The organism is Burkholderia sp. APQ4-4ca (genome assembly GCF_057837105.1).
In genome coordinates this window covers 1-13,045 of record NZ_JBYQCG010000130.1, presented here as the reverse complement: position 1 = coordinate 13,045, position 13,045 = coordinate 1, and the positions used below count along the sequence as shown (strand labels likewise).

The window sequence follows — 13,045 nt, the reverse complement described above, 5'->3', positions numbered from 1 at the left end:
GCGAAAGAAACGGCACCCCGGTGCGGGTGCGGCATTCAGCGCCGCTCGCTCGGCGCCACGCCCGTCCAGCGCTTGAACGCGCGCGTGAAATTGGCGCGGTCGGTATAGCCGACGCGCGCCGCGATTTCGTCGACCGGCAGCCGCGTGCCTTCGAGCAGCCGCAGCGCATCGCGCAGCCGGATCTCGTCGAGCAGCGCCGAATAGGTCGCGCCGTATCCGGCGAGCTTGCGCTTGAGCGTGCGCGCCGACACGTGCAGCTCGCGCGCGACGTCGTCCACCGACGGATAGCCGCCCTCGCCGCAGATCAGCAGGTTGCGCACGCGCTCGACGATGCTCTCCGCATAGCCGAGCCGCGCGAGTTCCGCCTCGCACTGCTGGACGATCATCTGCGCGGTCTGCGCGTTCGCGGTGCCGATCGGCTCGTCGAGCAGCGCGGCGTCGCAGCGGATGCGGTTCGCGCTCGCATCGAAATGGCAGCGCGGCAGCCGCGCGCGATAGCGCTCGAACCACGGCGGCTCGGGCCATTCGAAATGGAGTTCGGCACGCGACTGCAGCGTGCGCCCCGGCGTCGGATACAGCAGCGAATTGAACAGGATCGCGGTCTCGACCAGAAAATTTTCCACCGCGAACTGGCGCAGCCGGCCGAGCGGAAACGCTTCGAGCACGTCGATGTCGACGATGCCGTCGAGCTGCGCGAGCCGCACCGAGAAAAACGGCACGCGCGTCGGCAGGTAACGGATGCCGAGCGCGATCGCCTCGCCGAGCGTCGCGCAGCTCATCAGGCCGAAGCCGATCAGCCCCGCTTTCGTCAGGCTGCTGCGCAGGCCGATCTCGATCGCGATCGACGGATCGCCGGTCGCGTCGAGCAGGTTGAACACGATCGCCGCCTGCTGCAGCGGCGTGATGCGCGCATCGGGCTGCGCGAGCCGGTCGCGCTCGACGCCCGAGCCGGCGAGAATGCGGCCGCCGTCGATGCCGCGCTCCTCGGCCAGCATCAGCATGAACAGCGCATACGCGGACGACACCGTCGCCTTGTTCAACTGGCGCGCGGCATCCGGAACGGACGAGGCCATGCGGCGGACTCCGGAGCGGTTTCGGCGGATTGTAGCGTCGCTGGCCCGCAATGACACCGCGGCGGCACTCTAGCGGGCGGACATCCGCGCGAGCGGCCGCCCGACGGCCAACGTGGCCCGAAATGACACCATCATTGGCACCGACGGCCCTCGCCCGCGTTCCGGCACGCGCCTATGCTTGTCCCATCGGCATTGCGCCCACCTCTTTCCGCCTGGATTCCGCTCGATGAGCCAACCCGCACGAACCGCCTTTCGCCACGACGCAGAGAAAGTCGCGTACGTCCGCCGCGAAGTCAACGCCGCGAGCGACGCGATCCGCGCGCGCTTTCCGCTGCTCGACAACCAGAACCTCGTCGGCGCGACCGTAATGGCCGTGTCGGTGAGCGCGATGCTCGCGATCGCATGGCTGTATGCGCGCGGCGCGATCGCGTGGTACGTCGCGCTGCCGCTCGCCGCGTTCGTCACATCGCTGATTCACGAGCTCGAGCACGACCTGATCCACCTGATGTACTTCAAGAAGACGCCGTGGGCATATCACCTGATGATGGCGCTGTGCTGGCTCACGCGGCCGGGCACCATCAATCCGTGGACGCGGCGGCGCATGCACCTGCATCACCACAAGGTATCGGGCGGCGAATCGGATCTCGAGGAATACGGCATCACCAACGGCGAGCGCTGGGGCGTCAAGCGCCTGCTGATGATCGCGGACGGCATGCTCGCCGTCGTGCTGCGGCCGGCGGCGATGCGCCGCAAGGTGAAGCAGTACGTGGCCGCGCAGCCGGTGCGGGATCCGTCCGAGCGCCTGCAGTTGCGCGTCGAGCAGGTGTCGTCGTACATGCCGATCGGCCACCTGTACTACACGCTGTGGCACGCGTTCATCGTCTATCACGCCGGCCTGTTCGCGCTGCATGCGTTCGGCGTCGCGGTGAACGTGCCCGCCGGCGTCGAGCGGGCGATGAACGTCGTCGATTTCCTCGCGGTGGTGTGGCTCGGGCCGAACTTCCTGCGCAGCTTCTGCATCAACTTCGTCAGCTCGAACATGCATTATTTCGGCGACATCGATTCGCGCAACGTGATCCAGCAGACGCAGGTGCTGAACCCGTGGTGGATGCTGCCGTTCCAGCTGTTCTGCTTCAACTTCGGCAGCACGCACGCGATCCATCACTTCGTGGTGCGCGACCCGTTCTACATCCGCCAACTGACTGCGCGCACCGCGCACGCGGCGCTGCGCGAAGTCGGCGTGCGCTTCAACGACGTCGGCACGTTCGCGCGTGCGAATCGCTGGAGCGGCTATCGTCCGCCGCGCAGTACGCGCAACGCGCCGGCCGATGCGTAACGCCCGCGGCGCGCGGCCTCAGCGCTTCGTCACTCGCCGATCGGCGGCATCGGCCCCTGGCCGCGAATCCACGACCAGTTCGCGAGCTCGGCCATTTCCTTGTCGCCGCGGCTGTCGCCGTACGCGAACAACTGCTTCGGGGGCCGGTTGCCCCACCATCCGCGCAGCCGGACGACCTTCTGCGGCCCCCAGCAGTTCTCGCCGTCGAGCCGCCCGGCGAAGATGCCGCGCTCGAACGCGAGCCGCGTCGCGAGCACCGCGTCGAAGCCGGCCGTCTTCGCCCACTTCTCCAGATACAGCGACGGCGACGCGCTGACCAGCACGACTTCATGCCCGCGCGCGCGATGCTCGCGAATGCGCTCGAGCATCTCCGGACGCACGAGGCCCGGCAGATAGCTGTCGACGAACCGGCGCGCGTGCGCATCGAGCACGTCTTGGCGAATCGGCCCGAACGCGAACGACGCGAACTTCGCCTTCGCGTCGCCGCGCGACAGCCAGCCGGCCTTCATCGCGACGATCCACGGCAGCGCACGCAGCCCGGCCCACGCGAAATGCGGCGTGCCGACCGTCTGGCGGACGAAATGGCGAAAGCTGTCGGTGGTCGTGATGGTGCCGTCGAAATCGAAGGCGGCGACGATGCGGTCGGTCATGAAGAATCGGCGGGAAAGCGTTGAGATGCCCGGGAAGATAGCAGACTCCCGGCTACCCGCGCGAAACCGTCGCGCCCGGCACGCGACCGCGCCGCGCCGAAGCGCGTGCGGTCGCATCGCTCGTTCAGCGCGGCCGCGCGGCCAGCGCCGCCGGCAGCACGACGTTCATCAAATGATCGGCGCGCGACAGCAGGTCGGTCACGCGCTCGTCGAGCCCGCGCAGTTGCGCCGGCTGCATCCGGATCTGCTGGACGGCCTGCCCGACGATGTTGCGACGGTCGAACAGCGTACGCTCGACGCCCGCATCGTCCGGCGCGCGCACGACGTCCGACACCGCGCTCAGCGCCGCGAGCACGACCACGAGGTTTTCCTCCGCATGGCGAACCTTCGCGGCGAGTTCCTCGGTGCGGCGCGGGAAAAACCCGAGCGACTGCTTGAGCGCGCCGAGCGCCGCGCGATAGTCGACATGGCCCGACGCCCCGCCGAACCAGCGTTCGAACATGCCGGCCTTGCGCGTCGCCTGCGCGAGCATCCCGGCCATCATGTCGGCCGCGCCGAGTTCGTTGAATTCGCGCGTCGTCGCCGCGACGGCTTCGACGAGATTGCCGGCCGCCTCCAGCGCGCCGTCGCCGATCGTCGCGACCGTCGCGAGCTTCAGCGGCACCAGTTGCCGGATATGCCGCTCGATGCGCGGCGCGTAGTCGGGATAGAGATTCGGAAAGCTGGCCTGTGCGGCGCGGAAGCACGCGTCGAGCTGCGGGTGATTCGATTCGCCGAACAGCGCGCGGCCGATCGCGTCGGCGGGCGCCGCACGAACGGCTCGATCGGATGCGGGCGCCGGCCCGAAGTCGAGCGCCTGCGGGGCCGGCCGCTCGGACGCACGCTCAAGCGACGCACCGGGCGCGCCCGGCGCGTCGAACGCAAGACGCCCGGGCGTGCGCTCGGGCGTCGTATCGAACTCGAGCCGCTTCGGCTCGTCGGACGGATTCGTCATCGCTGCTTCCTGCCCGGCGCGGCAGCGTGCCGCACGCCGGGCTGCCGCCAGTCAGACCGCACCGCCGTACGCGCGGACGAAATCGCCGAGGCCGCGGTTGTAGCCGGCGCCGACCGCCTTGAACATGAAGTGGCCGTCACGGCGATAGAAGCTGCCGACCTGCACCGACGTCTCCATCGAGAAGTCTTCCTCGAGCGCGTACTTCGCGATCACCGCGCCCGACACCTCGTCGGCGATCTGAATGTAGCTGTTGCGAACCTGCCCGAAATTCTGGCGGCGCGCTTCGGCCTGGTCGATCGTCACGACCACCGAGATTTCCTCGACGTCGGCCGCGAGCTTCGTGATGTCGATGAAGATCACTTCGTCGTCGCCGTCGCCGCTGCCCGTGCGGTTGTCGCCGCTATGCACGACGCCCAGGCACTTCGACGCAGGCATCCCGCGCTTCGGGAAATCGTCGCCCGGCTGGATGAAGGTTTCCTTGCGCTCCATCGTGCGCACTTCGCTGTTGTAGAACACGAAATGCTGATCCGAGATCAGTTTCGGATTGCTCTGCGCGTCGTACTTGCACAGGAACACCGACACGTCGAGATCGAAATCCGTGCCCGTGTCCGTCGCGTTCGCGTCCCAACCGAGACCGATGCGGAATTTCTGCGTGCCGGGCGCTTCCTTCGACAGGTTGACGCGACCGCCTTTCGACAAATTGATCATCTGAACCTCTTCTGCTGGAACCGCCGTTGCGCCGGCGGCGATGCCGGGCCGCGCGCGGCGGCCCCTTCGTGGATGGTGTTCGTATCGCGTGACGCGCTTACTTGCTCGCCACCGCCGCGCGGTCTTCCTTGCGCTGCACGACGATCGACGACCATACGGCCGCGGCGATCATCGCCGCGCCGATCAGGCCGGTGACGACTTCGGGCACCTCGAACTTCACGCCGAGGAACATGATCGTCGCGAGCGCGCCGATCGCCCAGAACGCGCCGTGCTCGAGAAAGCGGTACTGCGCGAGCGTGCCCTTCTTCAGCAACACGAGCGTCATTTCCCGGATGTAGGCCGCGCCGACGCCCAGGCCGAGCGCGATCAGGAAGATGTTGTTCGACAGCGCGAACGCGCCGATCACGCCATCGAAGCTGAACGACGAATCGAGCACTTCCAGATACATGAAGCCCGCGACGCCTTCGCGCACCACGCGCGTGCCCGTGTCCTCGCCGCCGACCAGGTCGCCCACGCCGTGCGCGATCACGAAGCCGATCACGCCGAACGCGCCCGCGAGCAGGAAGCTCACCTGTTCGGTCGCCGGCACGTAGAACGACGCGACGATCACGATCGCGAGCGTCAGCGCCACTTCCAGCGCGGTGATGCGGCCGAGATGGCGCATCGGGCCTTCGAGGAAGCCGATCCAGTGCTCGTCCTTCTCGGTGTCGAGCATGAACTTGAAGAACACCATCAGCAGGAACGCGCCGCCGAACGCCGACACCTCGTGATGCGCGGACGTCAGCACCGCCGCGTACTTGTCCGGCGATTCGACCGCGAGCGTCAGTGCGTCCCACAGGCCGATGTGGCCGATCACCGCGACGATCAGCAGCGGAAACACGAGCCGCATGCCGAACACCGCGACCGGCAGGCCGAACACCATGAAGCGGTTGCGCCACTTCTCCGACCAGTTCTTCAGCACCGATGCGTTGACGACCGCGTTGTCGAGCGACAGCGAAATTTCGAGCACGCACAGGACCGCGACGATCAGCATGTCCTTCACGCCGCCGAGGAGATAGGCCGCGATCAGCGCGAGCGCCGTGAGCGACAACGGGATCTTGAAGTCTTTCAACATGATGGAGTAATCGAGTTCAGAAAAATGGGCAGGCGGCACGCGCTTACTTCGCGCGCACCCAGTCGCAGAATTCCTGCGTGATCAGTTGTTCGTAGATCTGTTCGTCGCTCAGGTCGAGCGATTCGAGATGGAGGAAACCGACGTTCGGCATTTCGTCCGCCACTTCCGCGAGGAAGTCGAATTCGCTCGGATCGCCAACGCCGACGAGCGACCAGTACAGCGGGAAGTGCTGCGATTCGGCCAGCAGTTGACGCACGCGCTTGCGGTCGTTCTTCGGGTTCTGGCCGTCGGTGACGAACAGCACCCATGCCGGCAGATGGCCGTTCGCGGGCGCGGACGCGGCCGGCGCGGGCGTGTCGTCCGCACCGCCGAACAGCCGGCTGAGAAAGCCGCGCTTTTCCTCGCGCTTCGGCTCCGGCGCGCGGAAGAAGAAGTCGACGATGTCGTTCATCACCGGGGCGTACTGCGTGCCGCCCCATTTTTCGATCCGAGCATTGAGCACGTGATCGGAAATGTACGAGCCGTAGTTGTCCGGCGTCGCGGTCGGCAGGCGGTCGTAGCCTTCGGTGAAGGTCCACGTGTCAACTTCGCCGTTGTCGTCGAACTTCAGTGCAATGCCGAGAATCCGGTCGTGCGTCTCCTGGATCACGCCCGACTGATACAGCGGCTTCGCGGAGCCCGAGATGTCGAGCGCCGCGCCGACGCGCACGACCGGCGGCTTCAGGATCTGACGTTTTTCGAGGACGATCGCGACCTTCGCCGCGCGTTTCTCAAGCGTAATCATGCGGTGTTCTCTCAGTTCTCTTAGTTGTGCTTCGGAGCGAATCGGGTGATCAGGTCCTGTTCGAGCTGGCGCAGGCGCGGCGCGTCCTGCTCGCGCTGGCGGCGGCCGTCGGCGATGATCTGCGTGATGTCGTCGAACGCGCCGAACAACTGCTGCTGCGCGTATTCGAACGTGTCGGTCGAGATCACCGGGCGCTGGCCGAGCTTCGCGACTTCCTGAGCGTTCTGGCGGTTCAGGTCGGCTTGCGCGCGGATCGCCTCGTCGGCCGCGTCGTACGTCGCGTTCGCGAGCGCCGCCGCGCGCTTCGTGCTGAGCTGTTCGAGGTAGAGCGCGAACGCGTTGGTCCACGCGGGGATCAGCACCGTCTTGATCGTCATGAACTTCGACGTCAGCGTGCGTTTCTGGTCCTGCTCCATCCGGATCTGCGGCGCGAGCTGCTTCGACATCAGCATCGCGCGGTCGAGATCGTCGAGCTTGCTTTCGAGCGCGTCGATCTTGCGCTTCACGTCGAGCAGGCGTTGCGCGGCGAACGCATCGTCCGCCGGCTGCTGGCCGGCCGCCAGATGCGCGCGCAGCGTCGCAAGCGCCGTTTCGCCGTGCGCCTTCGCCTGCGCGAGCTCCTGGTGCAGCGCGTAGTTGTCGTTGTACATCCGCTCGAGCTCCTCGATGCCGGCCTTCTGGCGCTGCGCATGGTTTTCGAGCTCGACGACGAGCGTGTCCATCCGCTTGCTCACCGACTCGTATTGCGACAGCAGCTTCTCCTTGGTCGAGCGGAACAGCCGCGTGACCTGCGTGAGCAGCCCGCCCTTGTCGGCGCCGCGCGGGTCGAGCCCCTTCGCGGTCGCGATCAGCTCGTTGAGCTTGTCGCCGAACTGGTCGGCGTCCGATGCGCGGACGCTCGCGAGAATCTGCTGGGAGAAGGCGGCGATCCGCGTGCCCTGCGTCGCGCCGAGCTGGTCGATCTCGTCGACGGTGATCAGGCGCGCGTGCTCCGTCGGCTGAGTTGCCGGCACGACGACGTTGGCAGCGTTGGCGACGGCGGCTGGCACGGCGACGGGCGACAAAGACGGCGAGGAAGGACGATCGCTGACCGCATCGGATTTGTTGTCGTCGAATAGCGGCTTCATGTGGCTACCACGTTTCCTTTTCTGCTTTTTGCTACGTGTTGTCGTGCGCGCGAGGCGCGCTTGCGCGATGGCCGTCGTGCTCTCTCACGGGCGGCAGACGGACAATAAATGGCGACGGTGCGGCACGTCAAGCCGGGGAATTCTTTCATTTTCCATACGATCTGTAATATATGCGGCGGGAATTCCAACACTACTTCCGGCAACGCCAGGACAAGTGCCTTGATGGAGCGTGAATCCGAACTTCCCGGTGTGCAGCGGCCACGAAAAAAAGAAAGCATTTTGAAAGAACCAGGCGTCCACTATTCCGCTGATTGTTACAGATTGCTTAACGCCGGCCCTTACGTCGCGTCCTAGTACGAATAGCCTTGCGACGCCGGGCGCGCGTCGTGACGGCGGCCCCACCACGGCAAGTACGCGTTGTTCTCCCCGCGTGCGCGGAACCAGTCCTTGCCGGGATCGATCGGCCTCAGCTTCGACGGCGCGACCACCACCACGGCCGTCGGACGCTCGGCGTCGGTCGTTCCCGCCACGAGCACGTTTCCGCCGAGGTGATTTGCACGGCCGATCGCGAGCGCCACATCGGTCAACGCCGCGCCGGCACCCATGTCACCGAGCAGTGCCGACGTGTTGAAGGTCGCGTCGCGGAGGTCGCTTTCCGGCACGGCTGCCGCGAGCCCTTGCGAAAGCGACGCAGCCCTTGCCGACGCGGCCACGCTGCCCTTGCCCGCGTCGTGGATAACGTAGTTCAGCGACGAGACCGTGACGCACGCATTGCCTGCCGCCGCATCGATCGTCGAATTCCATGCCGGCCCCCCGCGGCGGCTGCCCTGCTTCGCGTCGAAATCCTGGGCACTGCCTTGCGCCGCCTTGCCGATCCATGCCAGCGGTTCCCGCTCGGTCTTCAGATTCGGGCCGGCGAGGAACAACACCACCATGTTCTCGTTGAGCTGTTCGTCCTGCGGGGGAAAGCTTGGCGCGTCCCAGCTCATCACCCATACGCTTTTGTCGGATGCGCGGCCAAGTAATCCAGAGCGGCGTTCAGCGACGTGAAGCCGGCATTTCCCTGGCCCGACGTCACGTGCACATCGGGCGGCGTGTCGTGGCTCCACAGGTCTTTTGCCGACGGATTGCCGATCTCCTGTCGAAGACCTGCTGGTTCCTCCATTTGGTGTAGTCAGCCGATGCAGTTGTCGGATCGTCCTCTCCGACCACCCGCCCATCCTTGTCCACCCATTCGCGATTCTTCGACCGTCTCGCTTCCATGCGAAGAATCGAATAATCCTCATACCGCTGAGCGGCCTCGGATTCAGCGTCACGCTGCGCTTTCAGCGCATCAGCCTCGGTCTCGAATTTTTTCGACTTCGCGTCGAAGTTGTCGTAGGGATCGTCATCCCGCTTGTCCTTCTTGTCGGCATCGCGCCCAGCCGACGGGGAGTCATAGCCTTCGTTGAAGCATCCCTCTTCTATCGGCGCGCAAGGGAGTGGCGGGCCGCCACCAGAGTTTGCTATACTCTCGTTCTTCCGGAGAGATGGATGAGTGGTTTAAGTCGCACGCCTGGAAAGCGTGTATAGGTTAATCGCCTATCGGGGGTTCGAATCCCCCTCTCTCCGCCAGAATCAATGCAGCCCCCTGATTTCCCCGAGAAATCAGGGGGCTTTCCATTTTGGAACGTCGACACGCCCTGCTCCGCGTCCCCCCTCACGGATGCCGAATGTAATCCACCAACGCCCGCGTATACTCATCCGGCCGCTTATCACACAGACTCACCACGATCGCCACTGCGAACCCCGCCGGCACGCCGAACACGCCCGAACTGATCGGCTCGATCCCGAACCACGTGCGCCCGGCGAACCCGGTCAGTTGCGTGAAGAACGGATAAGTCGACACGATGTAATACACGCACACCGCCAAGCCCGTCACCATCCCGGCAATCGCGCCACGCGTCGTCGTGCGCTTCCAGAACACGCCCAGCACCAGCACCGGAAAGAAGCTCGACGCCGCCAGCGAAAACGCGGCGCCGACGAGAAACAGGATCTTCCCGGTATTGAGCGACGCGACATACGACGCGAACAGCGCCACGCCCAGCAGTAGCACCTTGGAGATCGTCACCCGCCGCTGGCTCGACGCATCGGGCGCGACCATGCAGTAATAGACGTCGTGCGACAGTGCGTTCGCGATCGTCAGCAACAGCCCGTCCGCGGTCGACAGCGCCGCGGCCAGCGCACCGGCCGCGATGAGCCCCGACACCACGTACGGCAGCCCGGCGATCTCCGGCGCGGCCAGCACGACCATGTCCGGCTGCATCTGGATTTCCGACCAGTGCACGATGCCGTCGCGAATCACCTCCACGACGCTGATCAGGTCGGGTTCGAAGTGATGCCATTGCGTGACCCACGCCGGCAATTCGGCGAACGGCCGCCCGACGAGATTCGCGAGAATCTCGTACTTGATCAGCGCCGCGAGCACCGGCACGCTCAGGTAGAACAGCGCGATGAAGAACAGCGTCCAGCCGACCGACCGCCGCGCCGACGCGACCGACGTGGTCGTGTTGTAGCGCGTCAGGATGTGCGGCAGGCTCGCGGTGCCGAGCGACAGGCACAGCAGCAGCGCGAGGAAGTTCCGCTCGCGCGGCTTGCGCTCGTCTTCGCTCGCGGCCGGAAACGGCTCGTGCATCGGCACCGGCGGCTCGGCACGCGCGAGCAGGTCGTCACGCGCCTGTGTCCACGCCACGCGCGCCGCCGCCGGGTCACGCGGAAAATCGGCCAGCTCGCGCTCGCGCTGGCTGATCTCGCGCAGCGGCCCGTTGTGGCGCCGCAGGTCCGCAAGCTGGTCGACGAGATGCCGGCGCGCATCCGCATAGGACGCCGGCAACCGGTCGAGCCGCGTCTGGATGTCCGCGGCCTGCCGGCGGTACGCATCGCGCACCTGCTGCTCGTCGCGCGCGTCGCGCACCTGCGCCTCGCGCGCCGCGACACGCTCCATCAGCTTGCCGTAATTGAACTGCGGCACGGGGCCGAGCCCGTTCTTCATCGCGATCAGCGACACCGGGATCAGGATCGCGCTGATCAGGATGATGTACTGCGCGACCTGGGTCCATGTGACCGCCCGCATTCCGCCGAGAAAAGAGCACACGAGAATGCCCGCCAGCCCGCAGAAGATGCCGATCGCGAAATCGACGCCGATGAAGCGCGTCGCGATCAGGCCGATTCCCTGGATCTGCGCGACCAGGTACACGAACGAACACAGGATCGCCGCGCCGGCTGCAAGCGCGCGCACGGCCGTGCTCGAAAAGCGCGTGCCGAGAAAATCGGGAATCGTGTAGCGCGCGAGCTTGCGCACATACGGCGCGAGCAGGAACGCAACGAGGCAGAACCCGCCCGTCCAGCCCATCATGTAGGCGAGCGCGTCGTAACCGGTGGCATAGAGCGAGCCGGCCAGGCCGATGAACGATGCGGCCGACAGCCAGTCGGCCGCCGTCGCCATCCCGTTGAACGCGGACGGCACGCGCCGCCCCGCCACGTAGTACTCGACCAGATCGGACGTGCGCGACAACAACCCGATCACCGCATACACGGCGATCGGCACGAACAGGAACACGTAGCCGATCCACACGCCCGAGCCCGTCGCGCGCTCGATCCGCCACATCAGCAGCACGAACCCGAGAAATCCGAGCGTATAGAGCGCGTACGCGCGTATCAGTCGATGCGTCAGCATGAATCAGCGCCCGCCGTTCGCATGGTCGGCGCGTGCCGCATGCTCGTCGTACGCGCGGCGCAGCGTGCGATCCGCGCGTTGCATCAACCCGATGTAGACGGCGATCAGCACGAGGTACACGAGAATCGCACCCTGCGCGCCGACATAGAACGGCAGGCTGAAGCCGGCGAAGCGCACGCCGGCGAGCGCGGGCCCGAAGAACGGCACGATGAACGACACCGAGAAGCCGATCACCATCAGCACCGCGATCAGCGCGACGTTGAAGCGCCAGTAGCGTGCGTGCGCACGCGCGAGCGGCGCGGGAACGGGGGGTGGCGCGGCAGGCGCCGAACGGGTCGGAACGGTCATGCCGTTATGTAGCAAAAAGCCCCTGCGCGGGCAATCGGGATTGCCGCGCAGGGGCCCGTGCGCGTAATGCGCAACCGGCAGACGTTCAGCGCACTTCGGTGAGCTGCTCGAGGATGGCCGGATTCTCGAGCGTGGACGTATCCTGCGTGATCGCCTCGCCCTTCGCGAGCGAGCGCAGCAGGCGCCGCATGATCTTGCCCGAGCGCGTCTTCGGCAGGTTGTCGCCGAAGCGGATGTCCTTCGGCTTCGCGATCGGCCCGATCTGCTTGCCGACCCAGTCGCGCAGCGTCTTCGCGAGCGCCGCCGCTTCGTCGCCTTCCGGGCGCGCGCGCTTCAGCACCACGAACGCCACGACCGCCTCGCCCGTCGTGTCGTCCGGACGGCCCACCACCGCCGCTTCGGCCACCAGCTCGTGCGACACCAGCGCCGATTCGATCTCCATCGTGCCGAGCCGGTGGCCCGACACGTTCAGCACGTCGTCGATCCGGCCCATGATCGTGAAGTAGCCGGTCTCCTTGTCGCGCACCGTGCCGTCGCCGGCCAGATACAGCATGCCGCCGAGTTCTTCCGGGTAGTAACTCTTCTTGAAGCGCTCCGGATCGCCCCAAATGGTGCGGATCATCGCGGGCCACGGACGCTTGACGACGAGAATCCCGCCTTGCCCGTTCGGCACGTCCTGGCCGGTCTCGTCGACCACCGCGGCCATGATGCCCGGCAGCGGCAGCGTGCAGGAACCCGGCACGGTCGGCGTCGCGCCCGGCAGCGGCGTGATCATGTGGCCGCCGGTTTCGGTCTGCCACCACGTGTCGACGATCGGGCAGCGTTCGTGGCCGACGTGCTTGTGGTACCACATCCACGCTTCCGGATTGATCGGTTCGCCGACCGTGCCGATGATGCGCAGGCTCGACAGGTCATAACTCTTCGGGTGCACCTTGTCGTCGGCTTCGGCGGCCTTGATCAGCGAACGGATCGCGGTCGGCGCGGTGTAGAACACGGTGACCTTGTGATCGCCGATCATCTTCCAGAAGCGGCCGGCGTCCGGATAGGTCGGCACGCCCTCGAACACGACCTGCGTGCCGCCGCAGGCGAGCGGGCCGTAGGTGATGTACGTGTGGCCCGTGACCCAGCCGATGTCGGCCGTGCACCAGAACACGTCGTCGGGTTTCCAGTCGAAGGTCCACTTCATCGTCTGCGCG

General features: G+C 66.3%; 11 protein-coding genes, 1 tRNA gene and 1 pseudogene. 2 read left to right on the top strand and 11 right to left on the bottom strand.

All coding sequences use genetic code 11. The features are described 5' to 3' along the window. Positions 1-35: 35 nt before the first annotated feature. Positions 36-1,073, bottom strand: a complete 1,038-nt coding sequence (locus tag AC3IFE_RS16380) for an AraC family transcriptional regulator (protein WP_489191152.1) — start codon at positions 1,071-1,073, stop codon at positions 36-38. Between the two features lie 226 nt (positions 1,074-1,299). Between AC3IFE_RS16380 and AC3IFE_RS16375 the strand changes: the two genes are divergently transcribed. Further along, on the top strand, positions 1,300-2,409 hold the full coding sequence (locus tag AC3IFE_RS16375) for a fatty acid desaturase (RefSeq protein WP_489191151.1): 1,110 nt from the start codon (positions 1,300-1,302) through the stop codon (positions 2,407-2,409). Between the two features lie 29 nt (positions 2,410-2,438). On the opposite strand, the gene AC3IFE_RS16370 is transcribed toward AC3IFE_RS16375, so the two are convergent. From AC3IFE_RS16370 to AC3IFE_RS16340, 7 genes and pseudogenes are all read right to left on the bottom strand, one after another. Beyond that, positions 2,439-3,059, bottom strand: a complete 621-nt coding sequence (locus AC3IFE_RS16370) for an HAD family hydrolase (RefSeq protein WP_489191150.1) — start codon at positions 3,057-3,059, stop codon at positions 2,439-2,441. A gap of 124 nt (positions 3,060-3,183) precedes the next feature. Then, entirely contained in the window at positions 3,184-4,053 is an 870-nt protein-coding gene (locus tag AC3IFE_RS16365; protein WP_489191149.1) for a hypothetical protein, read from the bottom strand. A 51-nt stretch (positions 4,054-4,104) separates the two neighbouring features. Next, a complete protein-coding gene (locus AC3IFE_RS16360) occupies positions 4,105-4,761 on the bottom strand; it encodes a TerD family protein (RefSeq protein ID WP_301740305.1) in 657 nt (218 codons plus the stop codon). A 97-nt stretch (positions 4,762-4,858) separates the two neighbouring features. Beyond that, complete coding sequence (locus tag AC3IFE_RS16355) at positions 4,859-5,875, bottom strand: DUF475 domain-containing protein (RefSeq protein ID WP_089467860.1); 1,017 nt, start codon at positions 5,873-5,875, stop codon at positions 4,859-4,861. Between the two features lie 43 nt (positions 5,876-5,918). After that, positions 5,919-6,659, bottom strand: a complete 741-nt coding sequence (locus AC3IFE_RS16350) for a VWA domain-containing protein (protein WP_301740307.1) — start codon at positions 6,657-6,659, stop codon at positions 5,919-5,921. Between the two features lie 20 nt (positions 6,660-6,679). Then, positions 6,680-7,786, bottom strand: coding sequence for a toxic anion resistance protein (locus tag AC3IFE_RS16345; RefSeq protein ID WP_489191148.1), 1,107 nt, complete (start codon positions 7,784-7,786; stop codon positions 6,680-6,682). 350 nt (positions 7,787-8,136) lie between these two features. Further along, positions 8,137-8,924: pseudogene (locus AC3IFE_RS16340) on the bottom strand (virulence factor); the annotation flags it as partial. Positions 8,925-9,309: 385 nt separating this feature from the next. Between AC3IFE_RS16340 and AC3IFE_RS16335 the strand changes: the two are divergent. Continuing rightward, positions 9,310-9,400 (top strand) — tRNA-Ser (locus AC3IFE_RS16335). Positions 9,401-9,485: 85 nt separating this feature from the next. On the opposite strand, the gene AC3IFE_RS16330 is transcribed toward AC3IFE_RS16335, so the two are convergent. The 3 genes from AC3IFE_RS16330 to AC3IFE_RS16320 form a co-directional block, all read right to left on the bottom strand. Then, entirely contained in the window at positions 9,486-11,501 is a 2,016-nt protein-coding gene (locus AC3IFE_RS16330) for a sodium:solute symporter family protein (protein WP_089467863.1), read from the bottom strand. Between the two features lie 3 nt (positions 11,502-11,504). After that, entirely contained in the window at positions 11,505-11,849 is a 345-nt protein-coding gene (locus tag AC3IFE_RS16325; RefSeq protein WP_089467864.1) for a DUF4212 domain-containing protein, read from the bottom strand. A gap of 85 nt (positions 11,850-11,934) precedes the next feature. Beyond that, the coding region (locus AC3IFE_RS16320) for an AMP-binding protein (protein WP_489191146.1) at positions 11,935-13,045 on the bottom strand (1,111 nt) is incomplete at its 5' end.

What these genes read in the sequence shown, in the direction of transcription:
- AC3IFE_RS16380 (WP_489191152.1), bottom strand. Translation starts at nt 1,073, where the DNA reads ATGGCCTCGTCCGTTCCGGATGCCGCGCGCCAGTTGAACAAGGCGACG.
- AC3IFE_RS16375 (WP_489191151.1), top strand. Translation starts at nt 1,300, where the DNA reads ATGAGCCAACCCGCACGAACCGCCTTTCGCCACGACGCAGAGAAAGTC.
- AC3IFE_RS16370 (WP_489191150.1), bottom strand. Translation starts at nt 3,059, where the DNA reads ATGACCGACCGCATCGTCGCCGCCTTCGATTTCGACGGCACCATCACG.
- AC3IFE_RS16365 (WP_489191149.1), bottom strand. Translation starts at nt 4,053, where the DNA reads ATGACGAATCCGTCCGACGAGCCGAAGCGGCTCGAGTTCGATACGACG.
- AC3IFE_RS16360 (WP_301740305.1), bottom strand. Translation starts at nt 4,761, where the DNA reads ATGATCAATTTGTCGAAAGGCGGTCGCGTCAACCTGTCGAAGGAAGCG.
- AC3IFE_RS16355 (WP_089467860.1), bottom strand. Translation starts at nt 5,875, where the DNA reads ATGTTGAAAGACTTCAAGATCCCGTTGTCGCTCACGGCGCTCGCGCTG.
- AC3IFE_RS16350 (WP_301740307.1), bottom strand. Translation starts at nt 6,659, where the DNA reads ATGATTACGCTTGAGAAACGCGCGGCGAAGGTCGCGATCGTCCTCGAA.
- AC3IFE_RS16345 (WP_489191148.1), bottom strand. Translation starts at nt 7,786, where the DNA reads ATGAAGCCGCTATTCGACGACAACAAATCCGATGCGGTCAGCGATCGT.
- AC3IFE_RS16330 (WP_089467863.1), bottom strand. Translation starts at nt 11,501, where the DNA reads ATGCTGACGCATCGACTGATACGCGCGTACGCGCTCTATACGCTCGGA.
- AC3IFE_RS16325 (WP_089467864.1), bottom strand. Translation starts at nt 11,849, where the DNA reads ATGACCGTTCCGACCCGTTCGGCGCCTGCCGCGCCACCCCCCGTTCCC.